The sequence below is a fragment of the Sphingopyxis fribergensis genome, from assembly GCF_000803645.1.
GTDB classification, from domain to species: domain Bacteria; phylum Pseudomonadota; class Alphaproteobacteria; order Sphingomonadales; family Sphingomonadaceae; genus Sphingopyxis; species Sphingopyxis fribergensis.
The window spans coordinates 1,123,103-1,148,229 of sequence record NZ_CP009122.1 but is presented as its reverse complement, the minus strand read 5'-3'; the positions used below and the strand labels follow the sequence as shown (position 1 = coordinate 1,148,229).

The window sequence follows — 25,127 nt, the reverse complement described above, 5'->3', positions numbered from 1 at the left end:
GTGCTGATTAGAATGCTGCTTTCGCAAATTTGAGGCAGCCATGATCCGCTCGTTCACCGATCCCGAAACCGAAAAGATCTGGAACGGCGAACGGAGCCGGAAGCTGCCTTCGGACATCCAGAATCGTGCCCTGGACAAGCTCAAACTGCTCAATCGCGCCCGGACGCTTGATGATCTGCGCAATCCGCCGTCGAACCGCCTTCACGCACTGGAGCGCGATCGGGCCGGGCAACATTCGATTTCCATTAACATGAAATGGCGTATATGCTTCGTCTGGAAAGACGAACATGCAGAACAAGTCGAAATCACAGACTACCACTAATCCCGACTGGCTGCACAACAGCCACGCCGGCGAATTGCTGCTGTCCGAATTCATGGAACCGCTTGGCATGGACGCGGCGGCGCTTGCCAAGGCGCTCGGGGTCTCTGCACGGCAGATCCAGGCCGTGATCGATGGCGATGCCGATATGGATGCGGATCTTGATCTGCGCCTCGCCCGATATTTCCGTATGTCCGAAGGATTTTTCCTTGGCTTGCAACTCGACTATGAGTTGCTCGAAGCCAAGCGTGTTCTCAACGGCGAGCTTGATCGCATCGTCCCGCGCGCCGCCTGACCCCTTCGACCAAAACCCCACTGCAACCGACCAGCACCCTTGCCCCCACCCCTCGCGCGGCTTAGCGTCCGCGCTTCAAACGGGGAGACAAGTTTATGAAATCGGGTCTGTCGCTGATCGCGCTGGCGCTTGCCGTCGCGGTTCCTGCCATCGTCCACGCCGAGGACAAGGATGACAAGACGAAGGCCGAAAAGCCTGCCGCCGATTACGAACCGCAAATCCGTACCACCAAGCTCAGCGGCACCTTCGGCGGACAGCGGATCAATTACGCCGCGACGATCGGCGAGACGATCATCAAGAACAAGGATGGCGTTCCCGAGGTTGCGGTCGTCACCACCTCCTATGTCAAGGAACCGCGCGACCCCGGCCGCCCGGTGACCTTCCTGTTCAACGGCGGCCCCGGGTCGGGCACCGTCTGGTTGATGATGGGCGCGTTCGGGCCGAAGCGTGTCGCGATTCCCGGCACCGGCGTCGACGACGGCGCGCCGCCCTATCCGATCGTCGACAATCCCGATGCGTTGCTCGACGTCACCGATGTCGTCTTCATCGACCCGCCGGGCACGGGCTTTTCGCACCTGATCGGCAAGGCGGACCCCAAGGATTATTACGGGGTGACGCAGGACGCGAAGCTGGTCGCCGAGGTGATCCGCCGCTGGCTGAACGACAATGGCCGCTGGAACAGCCCTAAATATCTGGGCGGCGAAAGCTATGGCACGACGCGCTCGGCCGCGGTCGCGAACCAGTTGATGAACGAGACGTACAACGACGTCGCGCTCAACGGCATCATCCTGATCTCGACCGTGCTCGATTTCGCGGCGGGCGCCGACACGCCGGGCAACGAGCTGTCGCCGATCACCAACCTGCCCTCGATGGCCGCAACCGCGCTTTATCACGGCAAGGCGACCGCGCCGTCGGTCGAAGGGTTCGTCGAGGAAGCGCGGCAATGGGCGATCGGGCCCTATGCTTCGGCCCTGCTCAAGGGGCAAAAGTTGCAGGGCGAGGAGCGCGCCGCGATCCGCCGCGAGCTGTCGCGCTTCACCGGCCTTTCGGAAACATATCTGGAAAACGCCGACCTGCGCGTCACGCCGAACCGTTTCTACAAGGAGCTGCTCCGCGACCGCGGCCTCACCGTCGGGCGCCTCGACAGCCGTTACACGGGCAAGGATTATGACAGCGCCGGCGAAGGCCCAGACAATGATCCCAGCTTCTATGGTATCGACGCCAGCTATACCGCCGCGATCAACAGCTGGAGCCGTGACGGGCTGGGATTCAAGACCGACCGCGAATATCAGTCGATCGGTGGCATCGGCGGCCAATGGGACTGGCGCATCGGCGGCCGCGACACCAACTCTTATCTGAACGTCGCGCCCTATATCGGACAGGCGCTGCGCGAAAATTCAGGGCTGAAAGTCCTTGTCGCACAGGGCTATTATGATTTCGCGACGCCGTTCTTCGCCGCCGAATACGCGCTGTCGCGCACCGGCATCCCGCAGGATCGCATCAGCTATACCTATTATGGCGCGGGCCACATGATGTATATCCGCGACGAGGATCGCCACAAATTGTCGGCCGACATTCGCGCCTTTATCCGGGGGCGGTAGGAACGTCAGTTAGCGACCATTAGCGGACATAAGATCCTCCCTGTGGCGAAGCCATGGGGAGGGGGACCGACGCCGCAGGCGTTGGTGGAGGGGCGGCAACGGCAGCGCCATTGCCCCTCCGTCAGCGCTCCGCGCTGCCACCTCCCCATGGCTTCGCCACAGGGAGGATATTTGCATCATCGTCATCCCGGACTTGATCCGGGATCCGCTGCGGCGCTGAAGTCATGGATCCCGGATCAAGTCCGGGATGACGAAGAGGGGGGAGCGAACGGCAGCTCACCACCCCAAAGCGGGCATATTCAGCGCAGCACGCCCTTTGCCGCCATCGCGCGGGCATAGAAAAACAGCGCGATGGCGATGACCCAGATCAGGCCGAGAAACATCAGCACGCCCTCGCCGAATAGCGCCTGATATTCTTTCGCCTGCATGCCCACCTGATAGGCGCTCATGATCGCGAGCCCGATCAGCGAAATGAGAAAGGCCGAAGCAGCGTGACGGCTGCGAACCAGCAACAGCAGCGACCCGGCCATCGCGCCCCAGACGCCCAGCGCCCAGCCCACGTCCGCCCAAACAGGATAGGCGTCGACCCACGCGATCTGTGCGGGTTTCAAATCGGCTCCTGCGATATACCACGCCGCCTTTGTCTTGAAACCGATATAGTCGGAGACCGGTATGCAGTGCCATAGGAACGACAGGACGCCGACCACCCACAGGTGCCACGGCGTTTTTCCAACTTCGGTCATATTCATCTCCCCCTCCAGAAAGATCAGGCGAAGCTATCATCCTTTGCCGTCGCCATCAATGATGTGATATAGTCCCGCAATACAGCAATGTTGCGGTCGAAATAGCCGATGTCGCGATAGGTGCGCGCCTGCATCACCGCGCCCTCCATCACCGTCAGCACGAATTCGCCGAGCGCCTTGCGGTCGGCGTCTTTTGGCAGCCGATCGGCCGCCGCGTCGAAGCAGCCCGCGATTGCCGCCGACCAGTTGGTGAAGTTCGCCGCCATCAGGTCGCGCACCACCGGGTCGGGTTCGTGGATTTCGAGCGCGAGGCTGCCGATCGGGCAGCCATAGGTGCAATCGGTGACGATCAGGTGGGTGCGATAGCCGCCAAGCAGCGCGAAGACGCGCTCGATCGGATCGTCCACGCCTTCCCAATTGGGCGCGAGCAGCATCTCGTCGATCCCGTCGCGATAGAGTTCGAGCACGCCGACGAGCACATCCTGCTTGCCGGGGAAGAAATGATAGAGGCTGCCCGAATGGACCTGGCTGCGCGAGAGGATGTCGGAGACCGAGGTCGAGAGATAGCCTTTCTCCCAGAACAGCTCCATCGCGGTCATCAATATGCGGCCCCGCGTATCGGCAGCATTCATGGCGTTACCCGGCGCGATCATAGGCGGCGCGGAGCCAGCCCGCCACGTCGGCGCCCGCCTCTTCGTCGGCGGCGAGGCGGACGCGGTGCGAGACCATTGCATTCCAACTGCCCGCGAGTTCGAGCTTGCCCGTGGGCTCCTCGCCTTTCAGCGCAAGGCCAATATCGAAGCGGTCCTTGGTCGAGGGCTGGAACAGCGCGAACTGCTTTTTGCGGCGGAGGCTGACATAGCCTTTCTTCGGTGCCAACTCGACGTCGTTGCCAAAGCCCTGCACCAGCAGGGTCAGCCGGTCATAGAGCGGTCGCCAATGCACCCTGGCCCCATCGAACGCCGCCGCAACCAGCGCGTCGTCGTCCTGGGACAACGAAGACGACCCGTTGGCGGCATGCACGATCATATTGGCATAGCCGTGGCCCAGCCCATGTTCGGATTTGAGGTGGCTCACCAGCGCCATATGGCCGGCAATTCCCGTCGCGCGCGCCGCGGCGACCCATTCGTTCAGCCCCTTGCCGGTCTTGGCACGAAGGCTTTCGCCCATCTTCTCGAATTCGTCGGCCATTGGCTTCCTCCCTCGCTCAGATGAGTTGATTGAACATTCAACCAAGCCATCTGTCAAGAGGCTTGGCAAGTGTACGCCGACACCCGATATGCACTGGCATGTGCGTCGTCGCCCTCGCTCACCAAGCCCATCCCGACTGGCCCCTCCTCCTCATCGGCAATCGCGACGAGTTCCACGAGCGCCCCGCTGCGCCGCTCAGCGAATGGGACAATGGTAGCGGGATCGCCGCGGGCCGCGATCTTCAAGCGAGCGGGACATGGCTCGGCGTGCATCGCCCCAGCGGCCGCGCCGTCGTGGTGACCAATGTCCGCGGCGCAATGCCCGACCCTACGAAAGAATCGCGCGGCGCGCTCGTCGTTGACATGCTGCGCGGCGAAGGCCGTTTCGCCGATCCGGCCGCGGCCGATCTCGACCGCTTCAACGCGTTCAACCTGCTTGCGGTCGGCGGGGACGGAGCGCGATTGCTCACCAATCGGCCAGAGCCGCTGATCGCATCGCTCTCGCCGGGAGTTCATGCGCTCGCGAACGAGCCCGTCGACAAGCCCTGTCCGCGCGCCGAGCGGCTGCGGACGGCGCTGGAGGCGGTCGTTGATGCGCAAAGCGATCCCGAAGGCCTGCTCGACACGCTGACCGCCGAGGGCGATCCAGCGCTGTTCCTGCGCGGCGACATTTACGGCACGCGCGCCTCGACGCTGGTTGCGATGTCGGCGGCAGGTGACGTCAAGATGATCGAGCGCCGATACGAAAAGGGCGGACGTCCCGCTGGAACGACCGCCCTCGAATTTCGTATCGGCTGAGTCGGCGCGCTTATTTGGGCGCGATTACCATCAGCATCTGGCGGCCTTCGGTACGCGGGTGCGCCTCGACCTTCGCGATTTCGGACGTCAGTTCGGCGACGCGTTGCAGCACGTTCAGGCCAAGCTGGGTGTGGCTCATCTCGCGGCCGCGGAAACGCATGGTCATCTTGACCTTGTCGCCTTCCTCGAGGAAGTCGAACACCTTGCGCATCTTCACGTCGAAATCATGATCGTCGATATTCGGACGCATCTTGATCTCTTTGATTTCCTGCGTCTTCTGGCTCTTGCGTGCGAGGTTCGCCTTTTTCTGCGCCTCGTACTTGAACTTGCCGACGTCGAGGAACTTGCACACCGGCGGATCGGCGTTCGGGGATACTTCAACCAGGTCCAGCCCGACGGAAGCCGCCTGCTCAATCGCTTCGGCCGTCAGCATCACGCCCAGATTTTCGCCTTCCTCGTCGATCACGCGGACTTTGGGGGAGGCGATAAATTCGTTGTAACGCGGGCCGTTCTTCGGCGGCATCGGTGCCATTGGGCGACGGGTCATGGGCGGTGGTATAGCTGTATCTCCTGTATCGTTTATACAAAGGCGTTCGTTTAAAAAGGGCGTGCAGCATCGACGCAAAAACACGCGTGGTGGTCATATAGTGATCAAAGTGCCGCCGTAAAGGGCGCCGCGCTCACCTCATAACGCTTTTCGGGCCGACTGTGGCCGCGCTGCCACTACCATTTGGTCGGCGCGGGATCGACGACGCGGAAGCCCCCCGCGCCGATCTCGCTGACCTCGAGCGCGCGCTCGGCGATGCCGCGATTGCTGAAGCGGAAGATCCCGTCGATGCCGCCGAAACCGTCGGTGGCGAGCAGGCGGTTCGCGGGGAAGTTCGTCCCCGGCTTCCAGTCGCGCGCGATGCGTACCGTCAGCAGCACCGAGTCGTAGCCGAGGCTGGCAAGCCGGTACGGCGCCTTGCCGAAACGGGCGCGGTATTTGGTCGCGAGCTGACCATAAAGCCCGTCCGAGACGCTGGCGAACCACGCCCCGCGCATCACCGCATTGCTGCCGAGCGCCGCGTCGGTGTTCCACAGTTCGGTGCCGAGGATCTGCTTGTTGCCCGCGCCCTTGATCACGGGCACCGCGCGAATGGCGTTCCCGCCGCTGTCGGCGATCAGCACCGCATCCATCGCACCGGCGTTCGCAATCCGCCGTGCCGCGCCGGTCAGCGCGGTCGCGCTGCGGTCATAGCTTTCGACCGCGACGAGCGTGCCGCCCGCTTTGGCCACCGCAGCGCGGAACGCCGCCGCCGAGCGGTCGCCATAGACATTCCTGGGCACGAGCGCGCCGAAGCGCAGATGACCCTTGGCGCGCGAGAAGGCGACGACGCGCTCGACCGACTGGCCGGGAACGAAGCCCATGATGAAGACGCCATTGCCCGCAACACCGCTGTCGTTCGAGAAGCTCAATACCGGCACCTTCGCCTCGCGCGCGATCGGCGCGACCGCGGTGACGTCTTCGCTGAGCAGCGGGCCAAGGATCAGCTTGTTGCCGTCGGCAACCGCCTGCCGCGCTGCTGCGGCGGCGCCGATCGCGGTGTCATAGGTGGTAATGCGAACGCGCTCGGTGCGCGAATCGAGCAGCGCCAGCGTCGTCGCATTGGCGATCGCGGTGCCGACGTCGGCGTTCGCGCCGGTCTGCGGCACCAGCAGCGCGACGCGGTGGCGATCAGTGTCGGTCGGCAGGCCGGGGCCGACATTGTTATCGGGATTGGTGGGCGGCGGCGGGGTCGCCGGGCCATTGGTTTTCGGGACAACCTGACACGCCGCAAGCAGCCCCGCCATCGCCATCGCACCCAGCCCGCGCAACATTTGGCGGCGCGCCGGTGCATATCTTTGGCGCTGGCCGACAGTTTCTGCCATTTTCAGCGTCATGCCAGATTCGAACATCTCAGATTCTCCCTTGCCCGGTCTCTATATCGTTGCGACGCCCATCGGCAACCTTGGCGACATCAGCGCGCGCGCGGCGACGACGCTCGCCTCCGCCGGCGTGATCGCCGCAGAGGATACGCGTGTCACCGCGAAATTGCTGTCGCATCTGGGTTTGCGTGTGCCGATGACCCCCTATCATGATCATAGCGACGAACGCACCCGCGCCGCCCTGGTTGCGCGGATGAGCCATGAAGTTGTCGTTTTGGTGTCGGACGCGGGCACCCCGCTGATTTCGGACCCCGGCTACAAGCTCGTGCGCGACGCGCGCGCTGCGGGGCGGCACGTCACCACCCTGCCCGGCCCCTGCGCGGCGATCGCCGCGATCACGCTGTCCGGTCTGCCGAGCGACCGTTTCCTGTTCGCGGGCTTCCTGCCGAACAAGGCGAAGGCACGCGCCGATACGCTCGCCGAGTTTGCCGGACTGCGTGCGACCTTGGTGTTTTACGAAAGCGGACCGCGACTCTCGGCGTCGCTCGCGGCGATGGCCGAAGGGCTCGGTAATCGCGAGGCTGCGGTTGCGCGCGAGATCAGCAAGATGTTCGAGGAATGCGTCACCGGCACGCTGACCGAACTTTCCGCGCGCTATGCCGATGCGCCACCGAAGGGCGAGATCGTCGTCATCGTCGGTCCACCCGGCGAAGCGCTGGCCGAAGAGGCCGACGACGACACGCTCGATGCGGCGCTGCGCGAGGCGATGGCCGACAAACCCGTGGCACAGGCCGCGAAGGCGGTCGCCAAACGCTTCGGCCTCGACCGTCATGACGTCTATGCGCGCGCACTCACGCTGAAAGAGCAGGCTTGAACCGCGCCGCCGCCGAAGCCCGCGGACGCCGGGCCGAGCGCCGCGCGGCCTGGTGGCTGCGCCTCCACGGCTGGCGCATCCTCGGCGAACGACTCCGCGTTCCGGTGGGAGAAGTCGACCTCGTCGCGCGGCGCGGCCGAACGATCGCCTTTATCGAGGTCAAATGGCGCGACCGTGCCGCCGATCTGGACCTTGCGATCGACCCATATCGCCTGCGCCGCGTGGCCGCAGCGGCCGAAATGCTCAGCCCGCGCTTCGCCAGTCCGCGCGATGACATACGGATCGACGTGATGCTCCTTGCGCCGCGGCGCCTGCCACGCCATCTGGTCCACGTCTGGCAACCCTGAGGAAGATCGAATGACCCTGCGCGCCGCGGTACAAATGGACCCGATGGATGGCATCAATATCGGGGGCGACAGCAGTTTCCACCTGATATTGAAGGCGCTCGAGCGCGGATACGACCTCTATCACTACGATGTGCGCGGGCTGACGTGGGAGGCCGGGCGGCTGACGACGAAGGCGAACCGCATCCTCGACGCGCAGCGCGAGGCGGGCGCGCATTACAAGTTCGGCGATGAAATACTGCTCGATCTCGGCCGCGACATCGATGTCGTGCTGATGCGGCAGGACCCGCCCTTCGACCTCGGTTACCTGACTGGCACCTGGCTGCTCGAACGTCTCGCGGGCGAGACGCTCGTCGTCAACGATCCGGTATCGGTGCGCAACGCGCCCGAAAAAGTCTTCGTGCTCGATTTCCCCGAATATATGCCGCCGACGATGGTCACGCGCGACCTCGACGCGGTGAAGGATTTCCAGGCACGCCACGGCGCGGTCGTGATCAAGCCGCTCCACGGCAATGGCGGCAAGGCGGTGTTCAAGATCGATGCCGACGGCGGCAACCTCGGCGCGCTCGTCGAGCTGTTCGGACAGGTGTGGCCCGAACCCTTCATGGTCCAGCAATTCCTGCCGAGCGTCAGCAAAGGCGACAAGCGCATCGTCCTCGTCGACGGCGAGGTCGCGGGCGCGATCAACCGCAAGCCCGGCGAAGGCGAATTCCGATCGAACCTCGCGGTCGGCGGCTATGCCGAGGCCGCCGAACTCACGCCGCGCGAAAAGGAAATTTGCGACGTCCTCGGCCCGCAACTGCGCGAACGCGGGCTGGTCTTCGTCGGCATCGACGTGATCGGCGGCGAGTGGCTGACCGAAATCAACGTCACCTCGCCCACCGGGATCGTCGCGATCGACCGTTTCAACAACAGCGATACGGCGGGAATGATCTGGGACGCGATCAACCGCCGGATCGGCTGAAGCGCCCGCGCGTTCTCTCCCCATGACCGATTTCATCCTGAACCTGATCCAGAGCTGGGGCTATGTGGGGATTTTCATCCTCATGTTCCTCGAAAATGTGTTTCCGCCGATCCCGTCCGAGGTGATCATGGGGCTGGGCGGCATCGCCGTCGCCAAGGGCCATTTCGATTTCTGGACGCTCGTCGCAGTCGCGGTCGCGGGCACCACCGCTGGCAACTGGATCTGGTACGGCATCGGTCGCTGGATCGGTTACGAGCGACTCAAGCCCTTCATCGACCGCCACGGCCGTTGGCTGACGCTCGACTGGAGCGAGGTCGAGCGGCTCCACGCCTTCTTCCTGAAATATGGCCCGGCGATCGTGTTCGTCGCGCGTTTCATGCCCGTCGCGCGCACGATGGTGTCGCTGCCCGCGGGCATGGTGAAGATGAACCAGGCGAAGTTCCTGGTCTGGACTGCCGCCGGATCGACGATCTGGATTGCGGCTCTTGCGGGTGCGGGCAATTGGTTCGGGGGCAAGTTCGCGAACCTCGATGCCTTTGTCGGCCCGGTGGCGCTGGTCGCGATCGGATCGCTGGTCGCTCTCTATATTTACCGCGTCATCACCTGGAAGACCAAGCAGACGAGCTAGGCACGCGGGTGCGCGCTCCGGTAAATATCGAGCAGATGCGCGGCGTCGACAGCGGTATAGACCTGCGTCGAGGCGAGGCTCGCATGGCCGAGCAATTCCTGAAGGCTACGGAGGTCGGCGCCGCCCGCGAGCAGATGCGTCGCAAAGCTATGGCGTAGCGCGTGCGGCGTCGTCCGTTCGGGAAGCCCGAGTGCGCGCCGCGCCGAACGCACGCTGGCCCGTACCACGCCCGGCTGGAGGGGTCCGCCTCGCGCGCCGAGAAAGAGCGGCGTGTCCTTCACTATCGGCCAAGGGCACGCCTCGACATAGCGCAATACCGCGCTCGCGACGGCGGGCAGGATCGGCACGATCCGCGTCTTGTTCCGTTTCCCGGTGACGCGCAGCGTGTCGCCGAGCGGCAATGCCGCGCCGGTCAGCGAGAGCGCCTCACCGATACGCAGCCCGGCGCCATAGAGCAGCAACAGCAGCGCAAAATCGCGCGCGCCGACCCAGCCTTCGCGGGCATTGTCCTCGACATCTTGCGCGAGTTGAAGTGCCTCGGCGGGTGAGACCGGGCGCGGCAGGCCTTTCTTGACGCGCGGCCCGCGCATCTGCGGCACGCTCGCGCCCGAACCGCCGACGAAGCGCAGGAAACCGCGGAGCGCCGAAAGCTCGCGCGCCGCCGACGCATTACCCAGCCCTTCGGCGCGGCGGTCGGCGAGATAGGCGCGGAGGTCGTTGGGCGTCAGCGATTTCAGCATCTTGACGTCAGGCCCCCCACCGCGATGCTGTGAAAGGAAAGCACAGAAGCGCTCGGCCGTCGCGATATAGGCGCGGCGCGTATGCTCCGACCGGCGCTTCTCGTGCGCCAGATGGGCATCCCAGTCGCGGATCAGGGTATCGCTCAAAATCGCCCTCGCTTCGTGGGGAGCCTAGCCGGTCCGCACCACCTCGGAAAGGATCGAGTCGAGCAACAATATGCCGTCGTCGGTGACCGCCAGCCAGTCGCCGTCTTGCCGCATCAGCCCCTGCGCAGCGAGCCGCGCAACCGCATCGGCGTCGACGAACGCCGCGCGCGCCAACCCGCTGCGCTCCTCGATACGCGCGAGGTCGATGCCTTCGGTCAGCCGCAGCCCCATCAGCATCGCTTCGGTCGCGCGCTCATGCGCCGGCAGGTCGTGTTCGACCTTCAGCCCGTGGCCGTTGCGCTTCACCGCCGCGATGAAATTCTCGGGCTTCTTGTGCCGCTCGGTCGCTTGTCCGAGGCGCCGCCCATGCGCACCGGGACCGACGCCGGCATAATCGGCGTAGCGCCAGTAAGCGAGATTGTGGCGGCTCTCCTGTCCGATGCGCGCATGGTTCGACACCTCGTAACGCGGCAAGCCCGCCGCGCGCGTCATCACTTGCGTCGCGTCGAACAGGTCGGCGGCGGCATCGCCATCGGGAATGGTGAGGTCGCCCTTTGCCGCGAGCGTCGCAAAGCGCGTGCCGGGTTCGATCGTCAGCTGGTAAAGCGAAAGATGGTCGGTGCCAACGGCGAGCGCGCCCGCCAGTTCAGCTTCCCACGCGGCCATCGACTGGCCGGGTCGCGCATAGATCAGGTCGAAGCTGACGCGTTCGAAATGTTCCTGTGCTGTCGCAATCGCGCGGCGCGCTTCGTCTTCGCTGTGGGCCCGGCCCAGAAATTCAAGCACTTCGGAATCGAAGCTCTGAACCCCGATCGAAACGCGGTTGACCCCGGCCGCAGCGAGATCGGCAAAATTGGCGACCTCGACCGAGTTCGGATTCGCCTCCAGCGTGATTTCGCAATCGCTCGCCAGCCCCCATTCGGCCTCCGCAGCCGCAATCACCGCCGCGACGGTTTCGGGCGGCATCAGGCTCGGCGTACCGCCGCCAAAGAAGATCGAGCCGACCGTACGCCCCGGCAGCACCGCCGCCTCATGCCGCAAATCGGCGAGCAACGCCTCGCGCCACACCGCCTGATCGACGCTCTCGCGGACATGGCTGTTGAAGTCGCAATAGGGGCATTTCGATACGCAAAACGGCCAGTGGACATAAAGGGCGAGCGGTTCGGCCATGCGCGCCGCCTAGAAAGCCCCCGCCACCAGCTTTGCGAACGCATCCGCCCGGTGGCTGATCGCATGCTTCTCTGCCGGATCGATTTCGGCATAAGTCATCGACTTACCCACCGGAACAAACACCGGATCATAACCGAAGCCGAGCAATCCCCGCGGCGGCCAGGTCAGGCTGCCCTCCGCCCTCCCCTCGAACACCTCGGCATGGCCGTCGGGCCATGCCAGTGCCAAGGTGCAGACGAAACAGGCGCTGCGGTCGACGTCCGGCCCCTGCTCGGCGAGCAGGCCCTCGACCTTGCCCATCGCCATATACCAGTCGCGGCCAGGCGGGCCTTCGAACGCCTGCCGCTCGGCCCAGTCGGCGGTGTAGACGCCAGGCCGCCCGCCCAAGGCCGCAACCTCAAGCCCGCTGTCGTCGGCAAGCGCGGGAAGCCCAGCCGCCGAGGCGCTCGCGTGCGCCTTCAGCAGCGCATTTTCGCGAAAGGTCGTACCCGTTTCCTCGGGCTCGGGAAGCCCAAGGTCGCCCGCCGACACGGGCTCGATCCCAAAGGGTTCGAGCAGCGCGCGGATTTCGCGCACCTTGCCTACATTATGGCTGGCGATCACCAGCCTGCCGGGGGCGAGCCTGCGCGTCATGTCAGCGCCCCGTGGCCTTGTCCTGCGCCGCGAAAATCTCGCCGCAGCCGATGCGCGCGAGACGCAGCAAGCGCAGCAGGCCTTCCTCGTCATAGGTCGCGCCCTCGGCGCTCGCCTGCACTTCGACGATCTGGCCCTTTGCGGTCAGCACGAAATTGCCGTCGGCCTCAGCCACCGAATCCTCATCATAGTCGAGGTCGAGCACCGGCGTGCCGTTATAGATGCCGCATGAGATCGCGCCGACCTTGTCGACGATCGGATCCTCGGCAATCGTCTTCGCCGCGAGCAGCTTGTCGACCGCGATGCGCAGCGCGACCCACGCGCCCGAGATCGACGCGGTGCGCGTGCCGCCGTCGGCCTGGATCACGTCGCAGTCGATGATGATCTGGCGCTCGCCGAGCTTCTTCATGTCGACGACGGCGCGCAAGCTGCGGCCGATAAGCCGCTGGATTTCCTGTGTCCGGCCCGACTGCTTGCCCTTCGCCGCTTCGCGGCTGCCGCGCGTGTGCGTCGCGCGGGGCAGCATGCCATATTCGGCCGTCACCCAGCCCGCGCCCTTGCCACGCATCCACGACGGCACCTTCTCGTCGACGCTGGCGGTCACCAGCACCTTGGTGTTGCCGAAGCTGACGAGGACGCTGCCCTCGGCGTGAATGGTGAATTCGGTTTCGATCGCAATGGGGCGCATCTGATCGGGCGCGCGGCCTGAAGGGCGCATAGACTATCCTTTCGATTGGTGATTGCGGAGGCCCTTAGGCTGCCCGCGTCAATCGCTCAACCGCATACGGAAGAAATCGAGGATTTCGTCGCGCGCCTGCATCGTCGGCTGGCCTGCTTCGTCGATCAGGTGGATAGTGACGACGCTGTGCGGGTTCTTCATCGGGCTGTCGGGGTTTGCCGCGCTGTCGGGCAGCACGCGCCCGATGAAGCGATCGCCGAGCGCCTCTTCATAGGCCGCGAAACGCGCCGCCTTGCAATATTTGTCGCCCTCGAACCGATAGGCGAGCACGGTCAGATCCTCGGCCTCCATCCGCGCCTTCACCGCGGCAAGCTCGTCGGGGGCGATGTGCATACCCGCGGAGTTATTCAACGGCAACGACGGCTGCGCGAGCACGGGCGCGAGCACCGCGGGTTCGAGCATCATCGACAACGCAAAATTGCCGGTGAAGCACATGCCGATCGCACCGACCCCCTTGCCGCCGCATTCCTTGTGCGCCAGCGCGGCCAATGCGCGGAGCCACTGCGTCGCGGGCGAGCTTTCGTTGGCCTGGAACGCCCGGAACTGGCGGCTGATGCAGCCACCGATCATCGTGAACACCATGCGAGGCGCCCGCGGCACAGCGCCGTCCTTCCCGAAGATATGCGGCATATAGACGGTAAAGCCGGCATCGCGGACCCAGCGCGCGAAGCGCGCGACATGCGGGCTGATGCCGGGCATTTCGGTCATCACGATGACGGCGGGGCCGCTGCCGATTGTATAGATGCGGTGCTTGCGGCCGAGCAGGGTGACGTCGCGATGGTCGAAATCGTCGAGCGCGTCGTCGCGGTCGAGTGGCGGTGTCGTCATGATTTTCTCCCCGTGGAGAGGCTATGCAGAAGGCGTGCCAATTGCACCTCCTTTTCTTCGTCATTCCCGCGAAAGCGGGAACCCAGTTGCAACGTCTGCTCGCTGGGTTCCCGCTTTCGCGGGAATGACGAAGCCTGGGTGCTGATCGGCGTTGCGCTTGCCCCTCGCCCCCTCCATCCCTAAATCCCCCTTTATGACCACCCCGCCGATCACCGAACTCACCACGCGCGCGCGCGACGTGTTCCGGCTGGTCGTCGACGCTTACCTCGAAACCGGCCAGCCAGTCGGATCGCGTACCTTGTCGAAGCTCGCGGCGCTGAACCTTTCGCCCGCGTCGATCCGCAACGTCATGCAGGATCTCGAGGAATTCGGCCTGCTCGCCAGCCCGCACACCAGCGCCGGGCGCCTGCCGACCGAACAGGGGCTCCGCCTCTTCGTCGACGGCATGATGCAGGTCGCCGAACCCTCGGCCGAGGACCGCGCGCAGATCGAGGCGAGCCTGTCCGAAGGCGGGCCGATCGAAAGCGCGCTCGCGCAGGCGACATCGGCGCTGTCGGGGCTCTCGGCCTGCGCGGGTCTTGTCCTCGTCCCCAAGCATGAACGCGTGCTCAAACAGCTCGCCTTCGTCCCGCTCTCGGCGAACCAGTCGCTCGTCGTCCTCGTCGCGGGCGATGGCGCGGTCGAGAATCGCGTCATCGATATCCCGCCGGGGCTCAATCCCTCGGCATTGGTCGAGGCCGGCAATTATATCACCGCTATGCTGTCCGGGCTGACGCTGACCGACGCGATGGCGCGCGTGCGCCATGAGATCGAGGCTGAACGCATCGCGATCGACCGCGCCGCGCAGGATCTGGTCAGCCGCGGGCTCGCGATCTGGTCGTCGGACGGCGCCGACCGTCCGGTGCTGATCGTGCGCGGGCAGGCGAATCTGCTCGACGAAAGCGCTGTCGGCGACCTCGACCGCGTCCGCCAATTACTCGACGAACTCGAAACCAAACAGGACATTGCGCAATTGCTCGACAGCGCGCGCGAGGGCGCCGCAACGCGAATTTTCATCGGCTCGGAGAATAAATTATTCTCGCTTTCGGGCTCGTCCGTGATAGCGGCGCCGTATCGCGGATCGGACGGGCGCGTGGTCGGCGTGGTCGGGGTCATCGGCCCGACGCGCTTGAACTATGCCCGGATCGTTCCCATGGTGGATTTCACCGCACAATCGCTCTCCAGACTGATACGATAGGTTTATGACGAACATTGAAAACGACACGCCGGTCGACGACGGCCAGGCCCCCGAAACCGACGCCCCCGAGGCAGCAGCTCCCGCAGAAGGCGGCAACGAAGAGGTAGCGCAGCTCGCCGAACAGGTCGCCGCGCTCCAGCAGGACCTGCTCTATGCGCGCGCCGAGACGCAGAATGTCACGCGCCGCAAGGACAAGGAAATCGCCGACGCGCACGCCTATGCCGCGACGAAATTCGCGCGCGACATCTTATCGGTCGCCGACAATCTCGGCCGCGCGCTGGCCGCGCTCAGCGAGGAACAGCGCGCCGACGAGGCGATCAAGCCGCTGATCACCGGCCTTGAAGCGACCGAGCGCGAATTGCTCAGCGTCTTCGAACGCAACGGCATCACGCGCATTGCCGCGATCGGCCTGCCGCTCGATCCGAACCAGCATCAGGCGATGCTCGAAATCCCGAGCGATCAGACGCCGGGCACGATCGTGCAGGAAATGCAGGCGGGTTATATGCTGAAGGACCGGCTGCTGCGCCCCGCGATGGTGGGTGTTGCGAAGGCGGGATGACCGATAATTCCCTCTCCCCTTGCGGGAGAGGGATGCGCAGCCTTGGCGGCTCTGCCGCTTAGGCGAAGCTGGGAGAGGGGTTCGATCCTATCGAAAGGGAGCAGCCCCCTCTCCCGCTGCGACTAGCCAGCAAGCTGGCAAGTCTCGCTGCCCTCTCCCTCAAGGGGAGAGGGATAATCCTCACGCCGCCTTGCGCATCTTCATCAGCTTCTTCAGCACCATTTCGCGCTTCAACCGCGACAGATGGTCGATGAAGAGAATGCCTTCCAGATGGTCGTGCTCATGCTGGATGCAGGTCGCCATCAGGCCGGTCATGCGTTCCTGATGATGCTTGCCGTCCTCGTCCTGCCAGTCGACGGTGACCTCGGCGGGCCGCGTCACTTCGGCATATTGTTCGGGGACCGACAGGCAGCCCTCCGAATAGACGCTATGCTCTTCGCTCTCGTCCGAAAAGACGGGGTTGATAAACACGCGCGGCTCGCGGATCAGGCGTTTGCCCTCTTCGTCCTCGGGATCGGGTTCCTGGAGGTCGATCACCAGGATGCGCTTCGGCACCCCGATCTGGATCGCCGCCAGTCCGATGCCGGGCGCGTCGTACATCGTCTCGAACATGTCGGCGATCAGCGTCTTGAGTTCGGCGTCGAAGGTTTCGACGGGCTTCGAAATGACGCGCAGCCGGGGATCCGGGGTCTCTATGATAGGGAGTAAGGCCATGGGGGCCCAGGTATGAATTAGAACGCCCCGCGTCAACCCACCGGCCTTCTTGCCCGAAGCGCCTGCGCCAACGTCCCTTCATCGAGATAATCGAGTTCGCCGCCGACCGGTAGGCCGTGCGCCAGCTGCGTCAATCGCACCGGATAGCCCTCCAGCCGCTCGGCGAGATAATGCGCGGTCGTTTGCCCCTCCAGCGTCGCGTTCATCGCCAGCACGACCTCGTCGATGCCGCCCGCGGCGACGCGCGCGACGAGAGCGTCGATCGCCAGATCCTGCGGGCGGATGCCCTCCAGCGCCGACAATCGCCCGCCCAGCACATGATATTTGCCGGGGAACAGCCGCGATTTGTCGAGCGCCCACAAGTCCGACACCTCCTCGACGACGCACAGCGACCGCGCATCGCGGCGCGGGTCGGCGCAGATCGCGCAGGGATCGTGCGTGTCGACATTGCCGCAGATGGTGCAGGTGACGAGCCGTTCGGACACCGTCTGGAGCGCCGCGAGCAGCGGCACGAACGCAGACTCGCGTTTCTTCATCAGATGCAGCACCGCGCGCCGCGCCGACCGCGGGCCGAGGCCGGGGAGCCGGGCGAGTTGCTGGACGAGGGCTTCGATTTCGGTGGAGGCCATGCACAGCACCTATCGCGGCCTGCGCGGACGCACAACAATCCTCTCCCCTTGCGGGAGAGGATGCCGCAGCTTGGCGCAAAGCGCCTAGCCGAGGCTGGAGAGGGGTTGCGACGGTGCAGCCCCCTCTCGCGCTGCGACTAGCGAGCAAGCTCGCAAGTCTCGCTGCCCTCTCCCGCAAGGGGAGAGGGCTTGCACCATCCGTCGTCGTCCGCCAAAGCCCGCACCCATGCGCATCGCCTTCATGGGAACGCCGCCCTTTGCGGTGCCGACGCTCGCCGCGCTTCATGCGGCGGGGCATGATATTGCGGCGGTCTATAGCCAGCCGCCGCGCCCCGCGCAGCGCGGCAAGAAATTACAGAAAAGCCCGGTGCAGGTCTGGGCCGAGGAACATGCCCTGCCCGTCCGCACGCCGCGCAGCCTGAAAAGTGAGGAAGAGCAGGCCGAGTTTGCGGCGCTCGCCCTTGATGTCGCGGTGGTCGCGGCCTACGGCCTGATCCTGCCGCAGGCGGTGCTCGACGCCCCGCGCGAAGGGTGCCTCAACGTCCATGGGTCGATCCTGCCGCGCTGGCGCGGCGCGGCGCCGGTGCAGCGCGCGATCCTGGCGGGTGATGCCGAAACGGGCGTGACGATCATGCAGATGGATGCGGGGCTCGACACCGGCGCGATGCGGCTGATCGAAACGACGCCGGTCGCGCGCAAGAGCGCGGGCGTGCTGACGCACGAGCTGGCCGAAATGGGCGCGCTGATGATGCGGCGCGTGCTGAGCGAGCTCCACGCCTTTCCGCCGGTGCCGCAGCCCGAGGAAGGCGTCACTTACGCGGCGAAGATCGACAAGGGCGAGGCGCGGCTCGATTTCCTGACCAGCGCGGTGCAGGTCGAGCGGCAGATTCGCGCGTTCAATCCGGCGCCGGGAGCGTTTTTCGAGCTGGAGGGCGAGCGGTACAAGGTGCTGGCCGCCGAGGTCGCGCATCCGGCCGATACGGTGGTGGGCGCGGCCCCCGGCGTGACGATCGACGACGCGCTGACCATCGCCTGCAACCCCGGCGCGGTCCGCGTGACGCGCATCCAGCGCGCGGGAAAGCCTGCAATGGAGGCAGGCGAATTGCTGCGCGGGCGGGGAATCCTCAAAGGCACTCGACTAGCCTAATCCCTCTCCCCCTGAGGGAGAGGGTTGCGCAGCCTTGGCAACTTGTTGCCTAGCGAAGCTGGGTGAGGGGTTGTGCCCTCACGATAGCAAACACCCCCTCACCCGCTGCGGCTAGGTGGCAAAGCCACCAAGTCTCGCTGCCCTCTCCCTAAATGGGAGAGGGTCATGGGGTGTCTCGACTTCGCTCGACACGAACGGCTAAGGGGCGGCGATGACAAGATTTGCCCTCACCATCGAATATGACGGCCGCCCCTATATGGGCTGGCAGCGGCAGGCGCATGGCCCGAGCGTGCAACAGGCGATCGAGGAAGCGATTCACCGCTTCACTGCCGAGACCGTGCAGGTGTTCAGCGCCGGGCGCACCGACGCCGGGGTGCATGCCATCGCGATGCGCGCGCATGTCGATATCGAAAAGCCGCTGACGCCGTTCAAGCTGACCGAAGCACTCAACGCGCAGCTCCGCCCCGCGCCCGTCGCGGTGATCGCATGCGAGATCGTCCCCGACGACTGGCACGCGCGCTTCGCCTGCATCGGCCGGTCCTACGAATATCGCATCGTCAACCGCCGCGCGCCGCTGACCTGGGACAAGGGATTGTCGTGGCAAGTCGCGCGGCCGCTCGATTCCGATGCGATGCACGCCGCGGCGCAGCAGCTGATTGGCCTGCACGATTTCACGACGTTTCGATCGGCGCATTGCCAGTCGCAAAGCCCGGTGAAGACGCTGGATAAGCTGACCGTCAGCCGACACGGCGACGAGCTGATCATCGAGGCGGCGGCGCGCAGCTTCCTGCACCATCAGGTGCGCTCGATGGTCGGCTGCCTCGCGCTGGTCGGTTATGGCAAATGGTCGGCGCGTGATCTGAAGGCGGCGTTGGACGTGGCGGATCGCAATGCGCTCGGGCTGAACGCCCCGCCCGATGGACTCTATTTCGTGAGCGCGACCTATCCGTAAACCCTCTCCCCTTGGGGGAGAGGGCAGCGAGACTTGCGAACTTGTTCCCTAGTCGCAGCGGGTGAGGGAATGAGAGGCAACACACCCTCACCCAGCTTCAGCTAGGCAGCGAGCTGCCAAGCTTGCGCAACCCTCTCCCCCAAGGGGAGAGGGGACAACGAAAAAGGGCGGCCCTACCAGACCGCCCTTTCCTTCATCGCTGTGGACGCGATTACACTTTTTCGGCGTAATAGAGCGGCGCATGCTCGTTGAGGATCTGGAGGATCTTCGCCTGCGCGGTCTTTTCGTCGCTTTCTTCCATCGCGCCGAGTTCGCGCGCGAGGCGGCTCGATGCCGCTTCGAAGATCTGGCGTTCCGAATAGCTCTGCTCGGGCTGGTCGTCGGCGCGGAACAGGTCGCGGGTCACTTCGGCGATCGACACGAGGTCGCCCGAATTGATCTTCGCTTCATATTCCTGCGCGCGGCGCGACCACATGGTGCGCTTCACCTTTGGCTTGGTGGTCAGGACCTGAAGCGCTTCCTTCAGAGTCTTGTCCGACGACAACTTGCGCATGCCCACGCCTTCGGCCTTGTTCGTCGGCACGCGAAGCGTCATTTTTTCCTTTTCGAAGCGCAGGACATAAAGTTCGAGCTGCATGCCGGCGATTTCCGACCGCTGCAATTCGATGACGCGCCCCACGCCATGTTTGGGATAAACAACATAATCGCCAACTTCGAACAAGAGCGTGTTCACGGACATGCAAATTCCTTTTCTTGTGCCTTGACCCTGATCTGAAAGTGCGACAACACCGACACATCCCGCCCTCGGGGAGAGGACGATGAGCAGTCGGACGGCGCTAGCCAGTTCAGAGTGACAAGGGATATGGCTCCATCGGAACGCCGGAAAGTGCCCCAGCCCAATGACGGGAAGAGGCAGAATGTCGGCGTGTTGATATTTATTATAACAGATTCGCAACAAAATTGCCACCCCTCCCGCGGAAATCCGTGGGGTGGCGCCTTGACGGCGTCTGACCGCCGTTTCACGCTGGGACAAACGGTCAGATGGGGATGAAGATATGCAGGATCAAGTCTGGTGGATTACAGGCGCGTCGTCGGGAATCGGCGCGGCGCTGGCGCGCGCATTGGGCGCACGCGGGGCGAAACTGATCCTGTCGGGACGCAATGTTGCGGCGCTGGAGGCGGTCGCCGCCGACTGCGATACCGAGACGCTGATCCTGCCGTTCGAGGCGACCGACTATGCTGCGATTCCCGGGCTCGCCGCACAGGCATGGAGCTGGCAGGGGCGCATCGACGGCCTCGTCAACAACGCCGGCATCTCGCAGCGCAGCCTCGCGATCGAGACCGATTTCTCTGTCTATCAACAGATTATCGCCGTCGACCTGCTCGCCCCCATCGCGCTGACGCAGGCGCTGTTGCCGCGCATGGTCGGCGCGGGCGGCGGGCAGATCATCGCGATATCGAGCGTCGCGGGGATCGCGGGGGTGCCGCTCCGCAGCGCCTATTGCGCCGCGAAACATGGCCTGATCGGCTATCACGACAGCGTGCGTGCCGAGAATGAGCATCTGGGGCTGAAGGTCCTCGTCGTTGCGCCCGGATCGGTGGCGACAAACGTCAGCCGCAATGCGCTCAACGCCGATGGTAGCGTCCGCGGGGAGAGCGATGCAGCAATCGAGAACGGCCTGTCGCCCGACGATGCGGCGGCGCAGATACTGGCGGCAGTCGATGTCGGCACGCGCGAACTGGTCGTCGCCGAGGGCGCCGAGGCCGCGATTGCCCAATTGCGCCGCAGCGAACCCAACGCGCTTTTCGACCGGATGAGCGCGATGGTGCAGGCGGGATATGCGGCGCAGATGAAGGCGACGACGACGTCCTGAACGGCCGGTTTCGAACGAGAGCGGACGCCGCGCTTCTATCTCTCGTCATTCCCGCGAAAGCGGGAACCCAGGGCTAGGTGAGCCCACGGACGCTCTGGGTCCCCGCGTTCGCGGGGATGACGAAAATGGGGATGCCAGCTGACCATGCCTAAAGCCGTCAAAGAAAAGCCCCGCCGGATCGCTCCGGCGGGGCTTTTCTTTTGCCCGCAGGCGGTGCGGCTAGACCGCGCCGTTTGCCAGCGCCGCGAGGAGCAGGATCGCCACGATATTGGTGATCTTGATCATCGGGTTGACCGCTGGCCCCGCAGTGTCCTTGTACGGATCGCCGACGGTGTCGCCGGTGACAGCAGCCTTATGAGCCTCGCTGCCCTTGCCGCCATGGTTGCCGTCCTCGATATATTTCTTGGCATTGTCCCACGCGCCGCCGCCCGAGGTCATCGAGATGGCGACGAACAGCCCGCCGACGATCACGCCGAGCAGGAGCGCGCCGAGCGCTTCGAGCGCCGCCGCCGGCCCCGCGACCGCGCGGATCACGAAATAGACGACGATCGGCGCCAGAACCGGAAGCAGCGACGGAATGATCATTTCCTTGATCGCCGCCTTGGTCACCAGATCGACGGTGCGCGCATAGTCGGGCTTCGATTCGTAGGTCATGATGCCAGGGTTGTTCTTGAACTGGTCGCGAACATCCTTGACCACCTCACCCGCCGCGCGGCCGACCGCGGTCATGCCCATCGCACCGAAGAGATACGGCAGCAGCGCGCCAAGCAGCAGCCCGACGATCACATAGGGTGACGACAGCGAGAAGGTCAGCGGCTCGGTCAGGCCGAGCTTCGCCGAATATTCGGTGATGTCGGCCGTGTAAGTACCGAACAGGACCAGCGCCGCAAGACCCGCCGAACCGATGGCATAGCCCTTGGTCACCGCTTTGGTCGTATTACCCACGGCGTCGAGCAAGTCGGTCTTTTCACGCACCGAATCGTCGAGGCCCGCCATTTCGGCAATGCCGCCGGCGTTGTCGGTGACCGGACCATAAGCGTCGAGCGCGACGACCATGCCGGCGAGCGCCAGCATCGCGGTGGCCGCAAAGGCGATGCCGATGATGCCCGCAGTCTGGAAGGCGATGATGATGCCGGCACAGATCACGAGCGTCGGCAGCGCGGTCGATTCAAGGCTGATGGCGAGGCCCTGGATCACATTGGTGCCGTGGCCCGTTTCCGAAGCCTTGGCGATGCTACGCACCGGGCGATAGTTGGTGCCGGTGTAATACTCGGTGATCCAGATGATCAGCCCGGTGATGACGAGCCCGAGCAGCGAGCAATAGAAAAGGTCGCTGCCGTTGAACGTCGTCCCCGTGATGTCGGTCGCCATATCGCCCTTGAGGATATAGCTGGTCGAGAACCAGATCGCCGGGATCGAGAGGACTGCGGTGACGAGGAAGCCTTTGTACATCGCACCCATGACATTCTTTCCGCCACCGAGGCGGACAAAATAGGTGCCGATGATCGAAGTGATGATGCACACGCCGCCCATCAACAGCGGCAGGCTCATCAGCGGGAGAAGCTGGTCGCCCGCGCCCTTCAGCAGCAGCGCCATCAACACCATGGTGGCGCCGACGGTGACGACATAGGTTTCGAACAGATCGGCGGCCATACCCGCGCAGTCACCGACGTTGTCGCCGACGTTATCGGCGATCACCGCGGGGTTGCGTGGATCGTCCTCGGGAATGCCGGCCTCGACCTTGCCGACCAGATCGGCGCCGACGTCGGCCGCCTTGGTGAAGATACCGCCGCCGAGACGCGCGAAGATCGAGATCAGCGAGGCGCCGAAGGCCAGCGCGACGAGCGCGTCGACGACGGTGCGATCGTCACCGCCGACGGTGTAACCACCGGGGCCGATCAGATACCAGAAGAAGACCGAGATCGCGAGGAGCGCGAGCCCCGCCACGAGCAAGCCGGTGATCGCGCCGGCGCGGAACGCCATGGTCAGGCCCGCTTGTAGCCCGGTTTGCGCCGCGGCCGCGGTGCGGACGTTGGCCTTGACCGAGATGTTCATGCCGACGAAACCAGCGACGCCCGACAGGACGGCGCCGATGACGAAACCCGTCGCCGAAATCGGGCCGAGGAACAGCCCGACGAGGACGGCGACAACAACGCCGACGATGGCGATGGTACGATATTGACGGCCCAGATAGGCCTTGGCGCCTTCCTGAATGGCGGCGGCGATTTCCTGCATCTTCTCATTACCCGCCGATGCGCTGAGCACCTGCCGCGAGGTAATAAATCCATAGAGTACGGCCACCAGGCCGCACGCTATCGCGATCAAAACCGGATTCATGCGTGTCTATTCCTTCCCCATCGAGAAGGGCGAACGCAGAGATAACAGTCGAACGTCCGACTTATTGTTGCCGGCTCGCTCTCTCCCCTGATGCGACCGCCCCAAATTTGGACGCCGAGTTATGGGAAGAAAGAAAGCCAAGGGCAAGCCCGGTTATTCCGTGCTTTTCCGTGGATGCGAGCCCTAGTGCATGAAACCGAGACGGTCGGGGAGCGCGATGCGCTGGGCGCGGTGCGTCAGCATGATACCCTCGCCCACCCCGGCGTGGCCGAGTATCGTCACCATGACGTTCAGCCCCGCGGCAATCTCGCGGATCGCTGCCGCCGCGGCCGGATCGGCGGTGAACAGCAGCTGGTAATCGTCGCCCGCGGTGGCCGCCGCGAGCCGCGTGTCGAGCACATCGGGCCGCACCGCGAGCAGCGCCGCCGACAGCGGGAGCGATTCGAGCATGATGCCGAACGCGCACCCGCTCGCCGCGGCCATGCGCTGCGCGTCGATCAGCAGGCCGTCGGACACGTCCATCATCGCGTGGACATGCGGCACGACCGCCTGCCCGAAGGTCAGCTGCGGCTGCGGCCTTTTATAGGCGGCAAGGCAGGTTTCGTTCGCATCCTCCTGCCCCAGCCGCATCGCGAGGCCCAAGCCGGCGTTGCCGATCGTGCCCGTGACCCATATCTGGTCGCCCGGCCGTGCGCCGCCGCGCGACGGCGCGCCGCCCGGCGGTGCGCGGCCGATCGCGGTCAGCCCGAAACTGCGCGGCGCGCCCGCAGGCACCCGCACCGTATCGCCGCCGAGCAGGATGACGCCGAAGCGGCGCAGCACCAAGTCGAGCCCCTCGACGAACGCCGCATCCCATTCCTCGTCGCCGAGGCTGTATCCGACGAGCACGCCGACCGGCGCCGCGCCCTTGGCGGCGAGATCGGAGAGGTTCACCGCGACGAGCTTCCACGCGATATCCTGCGGCGTGTCGTCAGGAAGGAAGTGGATGCCCTCGACGATCATGTCGTGGGTTAGGACAAGGCCGTCCATAACCGCCGCATCGTCGGCCAGCCCGCGCGCGGCGGGATCGGTCGCGATGGACCGCAGACGGGCGACAAAATCGGCTTCGCTCATGGAGGTGAAGGTAGGCGATACTATTACGGTATAAAAGAGGCCCTTTGATCCTCCCTGTCGCGCAGCGATGGGGAGGTGTCAGTACGAAGCGCTGACGGAGGGGCGATTGCGTTGACGTTGCTGCCCCTCCACCATTCGCTTCGCGAACGGTCCCCCTCCCCATGGCTTCGCCACAGGGAGGATTGAATCACTTCGCCCGCACATCCTTGCCGATCGCATCGAGCAGACCATTCGCGAACCCCGCCTCGCGCGTGTCAAAGAACGCCTTTGCGACGTCGACATATTCGCTGACCACCGCGCCGACCGGCACATCGCCGCGCGCCATCAGTTCATAGGAGCCCGCGCGCAGGATCGCCTTCATCGTGCGGTCGAGCCGCTCCATCGACCAACCGCTGGCAAGCCGCGCAATGATCGCCGCGTCGATCTCTTCCTGACGCGCCAGCGTACCCTTGACGATATCGTCGAAAAAGGCGGTGTCGGCGTCGGCATATTCTTCATCTTCGATCGTCGCGCCGATGCGGTGCTGGTGGAATTCGTGGATCAGCTTGGGCACGGGCGTGCCCTCCATCTCATGCTGATAGAGCGCCTGGACGGCGGCAAGACGGGCGGCGGAGCGGGACTGGGAGCGTTTGTTCATAATTCTT

Annotated in this window: 29 protein-coding genes; 13 read left to right on the top strand and 16 right to left on the bottom strand. The window is 64.8% G+C overall.

What is annotated here, in order from left to right; genetic code table 11:
* Window positions 1–40 precede the first annotated feature (40 nt).
* The 3 genes from SKP52_RS05420 (at window position 41) to SKP52_RS05410 (ending at window position 2,215) form a co-directional block, all read left to right on the top strand.
* Window positions 41–322 carry a type II toxin-antitoxin system RelE/ParE family toxin gene (locus SKP52_RS05420; protein WP_039572589.1) on the top strand — a complete coding sequence of 94 codons (282 nt, stop codon included), beginning with the start codon at window positions 41–43 and terminating at the stop codon, window positions 320–322.
* A complete protein-coding gene (locus SKP52_RS05415) occupies window positions 288–614 on the top strand; it encodes a HigA family addiction module antitoxin (RefSeq protein ID WP_039572586.1) in 327 nt (108 codons plus the stop codon). The genes SKP52_RS05420 and SKP52_RS05415 overlap by 35 nt, the downstream gene beginning before the upstream one ends.
* A 95-nt stretch (window positions 615–709) precedes the next feature.
* Window positions 710–2,215 carry a S10 family peptidase gene (locus tag SKP52_RS05410; RefSeq protein WP_039572584.1) on the top strand — a complete coding sequence of 502 codons (1,506 nt, stop codon included), beginning with the start codon at window positions 710–712 and terminating at the stop codon, window positions 2,213–2,215.
* Between the two features lie 299 nt (window positions 2,216–2,514).
* Here SKP52_RS05410 and SKP52_RS05405 read toward each other — a convergent pair whose 3' ends face one another.
* Genes SKP52_RS05405 through SKP52_RS05395 form a run of 3 tightly spaced genes read right to left on the bottom strand, consistent with a single transcriptional unit; the run spans window position 2,515 to window position 4,149 of the window.
* Window positions 2,515–2,958, bottom strand: coding sequence for a hypothetical protein (locus tag SKP52_RS05405; protein ID WP_039579923.1), 444 nt, complete (start codon window positions 2,956–2,958; stop codon window positions 2,515–2,517).
* Window positions 2,959–2,981: 23 nt separating this feature from the next.
* Window positions 2,982–3,590, bottom strand: a complete 609-nt coding sequence (locus tag SKP52_RS05400) for a TetR/AcrR family transcriptional regulator (RefSeq protein WP_039572582.1) — start codon at window positions 3,588–3,590, stop codon at window positions 2,982–2,984.
* A 4-nt stretch (window positions 3,591–3,594) separates the two neighbouring features.
* Window positions 3,595–4,149: a DUF4287 domain-containing protein gene (locus tag SKP52_RS05395; protein ID WP_039572580.1), complete on the bottom strand. Its 555-nt coding sequence runs from the start codon at window positions 4,147–4,149 to the stop codon at window positions 3,595–3,597.
* A gap of 98 nt (window positions 4,150–4,247) precedes the next feature.
* Between SKP52_RS05395 and SKP52_RS05390 the strand changes: the two genes are divergently transcribed.
* The gene (locus tag SKP52_RS05390) at window positions 4,248–4,946 is read left to right on the top strand and encodes an NRDE family protein (protein ID WP_039572578.1); all 699 of its coding nucleotides are present in this window, start codon (window positions 4,248–4,250) and stop codon (window positions 4,944–4,946) included.
* Between the two features lie 10 nt (window positions 4,947–4,956).
* Here the strand turns inward: SKP52_RS05390 and infC are convergent, their stop codons facing one another.
* Together infC and SKP52_RS05380 are read right to left on the bottom strand one after the other, a co-directional pair.
* Entirely contained in the window at window positions 4,957–5,493 is a 537-nt protein-coding gene (infC, locus tag SKP52_RS05385; protein ID WP_039572576.1) for a translation initiation factor IF-3, read from the bottom strand.
* Window positions 5,494–5,669: 176 nt separating this feature from the next.
* Window positions 5,670–6,806 carry a penicillin-binding protein activator gene (locus SKP52_RS05380; protein ID WP_081997526.1) on the bottom strand — a complete coding sequence of 379 codons (1,137 nt, stop codon included), beginning with the start codon at window positions 6,804–6,806 and terminating at the stop codon, window positions 5,670–5,672.
* Between the two features lie 61 nt (window positions 6,807–6,867).
* Here SKP52_RS05380 and rsmI point away from each other — a divergent pair, with 61 nt between their 5' ends.
* Genes rsmI through SKP52_RS05360 form a run of 4 tightly spaced genes read left to right on the top strand, consistent with a single transcriptional unit; the run spans window position 6,868 to window position 9,664 of the window.
* Window positions 6,868–7,728, top strand: a complete 861-nt coding sequence (rsmI, locus tag SKP52_RS05375) for a 16S rRNA (cytidine(1402)-2'-O)-methyltransferase (protein WP_039572573.1) — start codon at window positions 6,868–6,870, stop codon at window positions 7,726–7,728.
* Window positions 7,725–8,075 (top strand): YraN family protein, encoded by a 351-nt coding sequence (locus tag SKP52_RS05370; RefSeq protein ID WP_039572570.1) that lies wholly within the window; start codon window positions 7,725–7,727, stop codon window positions 8,073–8,075. Before rsmI ends, SKP52_RS05370 begins: the two co-directional genes overlap by 4 nt.
* A 10-nt stretch (window positions 8,076–8,085) precedes the next feature.
* Window positions 8,086–9,036 (top strand): glutathione synthase, encoded by a 951-nt coding sequence (gene gshB / locus SKP52_RS05365; protein WP_039572567.1) that lies wholly within the window; start codon window positions 8,086–8,088, stop codon window positions 9,034–9,036.
* A 22-nt stretch (window positions 9,037–9,058) separates the two neighbouring features.
* Window positions 9,059–9,664 (top strand): DedA family protein, encoded by a 606-nt coding sequence (locus SKP52_RS05360; RefSeq protein ID WP_039572564.1) that lies wholly within the window; start codon window positions 9,059–9,061, stop codon window positions 9,662–9,664.
* Here SKP52_RS05360 and SKP52_RS05355 read toward each other — a convergent pair.
* The 5 genes from SKP52_RS05355 to SKP52_RS05335 are packed head-to-tail and all read right to left on the bottom strand — an operon-like array spanning window position 9,661 to window position 13,921.
* Window positions 9,661–10,551: a tyrosine recombinase XerC gene (locus SKP52_RS05355; RefSeq protein ID WP_081997214.1), complete on the bottom strand. Its 891-nt coding sequence runs from the start codon at window positions 10,549–10,551 to the stop codon at window positions 9,661–9,663. The genes SKP52_RS05360 and SKP52_RS05355 overlap by 4 nt on opposite strands.
* Before the next feature lie 24 nt (window positions 10,552–10,575).
* On the bottom strand, window positions 10,576–11,721 hold the full coding sequence (gene hemW / locus SKP52_RS05350) for a radical SAM family heme chaperone HemW (protein ID WP_039572559.1): 1,146 nt from the start codon (window positions 11,719–11,721) through the stop codon (window positions 10,576–10,578).
* Window positions 11,722–11,730: 9 nt separating this feature from the next.
* Entirely contained in the window at window positions 11,731–12,354 is a 624-nt protein-coding gene (gene rdgB, locus SKP52_RS05345) for an RdgB/HAM1 family non-canonical purine NTP pyrophosphatase (RefSeq protein WP_039572556.1), read from the bottom strand.
* A gap of 1 nt (window position 12,355) precedes the next feature.
* Window positions 12,356–13,072 carry a ribonuclease PH gene (gene rph, locus SKP52_RS05340; protein WP_039572554.1) on the bottom strand — a complete coding sequence of 239 codons (717 nt, stop codon included), beginning with the start codon at window positions 13,070–13,072 and terminating at the stop codon, window positions 12,356–12,358.
* Window positions 13,073–13,120: 48 nt separating this feature from the next.
* Window positions 13,121–13,921: a dienelactone hydrolase family protein gene (locus SKP52_RS05335; protein WP_039572552.1), complete on the bottom strand. Its 801-nt coding sequence runs from the start codon at window positions 13,919–13,921 to the stop codon at window positions 13,121–13,123.
* Between the two features lie 193 nt (window positions 13,922–14,114).
* Here SKP52_RS05335 and hrcA point away from each other — a divergent pair, with 193 nt between their 5' ends.
* Window positions 14,115–15,158, top strand: coding sequence for a heat-inducible transcriptional repressor HrcA (gene hrcA / locus SKP52_RS05330; RefSeq protein ID WP_039572549.1), 1,044 nt, complete (start codon window positions 14,115–14,117; stop codon window positions 15,156–15,158).
* A 4-nt stretch (window positions 15,159–15,162) separates the two neighbouring features.
* Window positions 15,163–15,717, top strand: coding sequence for a nucleotide exchange factor GrpE (gene grpE / locus SKP52_RS05325; protein ID WP_039572548.1), 555 nt, complete (start codon window positions 15,163–15,165; stop codon window positions 15,715–15,717).
* A 180-nt stretch (window positions 15,718–15,897) separates the two neighbouring features.
* Here grpE and def read toward each other — a convergent pair whose 3' ends face one another.
* Window positions 15,898–16,431: a peptide deformylase gene (def, locus tag SKP52_RS05320; protein ID WP_039572546.1), complete on the bottom strand. Its 534-nt coding sequence runs from the start codon at window positions 16,429–16,431 to the stop codon at window positions 15,898–15,900.
* A 32-nt stretch (window positions 16,432–16,463) separates the two neighbouring features.
* Window positions 16,464–17,060: a recombination mediator RecR gene (recR, locus tag SKP52_RS05315; RefSeq protein ID WP_039579914.1), complete on the bottom strand. Its 597-nt coding sequence runs from the start codon at window positions 17,058–17,060 to the stop codon at window positions 16,464–16,466.
* Between the two features lie 226 nt (window positions 17,061–17,286).
* On the opposite strand from recR, the gene fmt reads away from it, so the two are divergent.
* Together fmt and truA are read left to right on the top strand one after the other, a co-directional pair.
* Window positions 17,287–18,207 (top strand): methionyl-tRNA formyltransferase, encoded by a 921-nt coding sequence (gene fmt, locus SKP52_RS05310; protein WP_039572544.1) that lies wholly within the window; start codon window positions 17,287–17,289, stop codon window positions 18,205–18,207.
* Between the two features lie 211 nt (window positions 18,208–18,418).
* Window positions 18,419–19,159: a tRNA pseudouridine(38-40) synthase TruA gene (gene truA / locus SKP52_RS05305; protein ID WP_039572541.1), complete on the top strand. Its 741-nt coding sequence runs from the start codon at window positions 18,419–18,421 to the stop codon at window positions 19,157–19,159.
* A gap of 211 nt (window positions 19,160–19,370) precedes the next feature.
* On the opposite strand, the gene SKP52_RS05300 is transcribed toward truA, so the two are convergent.
* Window positions 19,371–19,898 (bottom strand): CarD family transcriptional regulator, encoded by a 528-nt coding sequence (locus tag SKP52_RS05300; protein ID WP_037511307.1) that lies wholly within the window; start codon window positions 19,896–19,898, stop codon window positions 19,371–19,373.
* 316 nt (window positions 19,899–20,214) lie between these two features.
* Here SKP52_RS05300 and SKP52_RS05295 point away from each other — a divergent pair, with 316 nt between their 5' ends.
* Window positions 20,215–21,033 (top strand): SDR family NAD(P)-dependent oxidoreductase, encoded by an 819-nt coding sequence (locus SKP52_RS05295; RefSeq protein ID WP_039572537.1) that lies wholly within the window; start codon window positions 20,215–20,217, stop codon window positions 21,031–21,033.
* Between the two features lie 219 nt (window positions 21,034–21,252).
* On the opposite strand, the gene SKP52_RS05290 is transcribed toward SKP52_RS05295, so the two are convergent.
* The 3 genes from SKP52_RS05290 to nusB all read right to left on the bottom strand — a co-directional run bounded on the left by SKP52_RS05290 (window position 21,253) and on the right by nusB (window position 25,120).
* On the bottom strand, window positions 21,253–23,370 hold the full coding sequence (locus SKP52_RS05290) for a sodium-translocating pyrophosphatase (protein WP_039572535.1): 2,118 nt from the start codon (window positions 23,368–23,370) through the stop codon (window positions 21,253–21,255).
* Between the two features lie 183 nt (window positions 23,371–23,553).
* Window positions 23,554–24,483, bottom strand: a complete 930-nt coding sequence (thiL, locus tag SKP52_RS05285; RefSeq protein WP_039572532.1) for a thiamine-phosphate kinase — start codon at window positions 24,481–24,483, stop codon at window positions 23,554–23,556.
* 187 nt (window positions 24,484–24,670) lie between these two features.
* The gene (gene nusB / locus SKP52_RS05280; protein WP_039572529.1) at window positions 24,671–25,120 is read right to left on the bottom strand and encodes a transcription antitermination factor NusB; all 450 of its coding nucleotides are present in this window, start codon (window positions 25,118–25,120) and stop codon (window positions 24,671–24,673) included.
* Window positions 25,121–25,127: the final 7 nt, after the last annotated feature.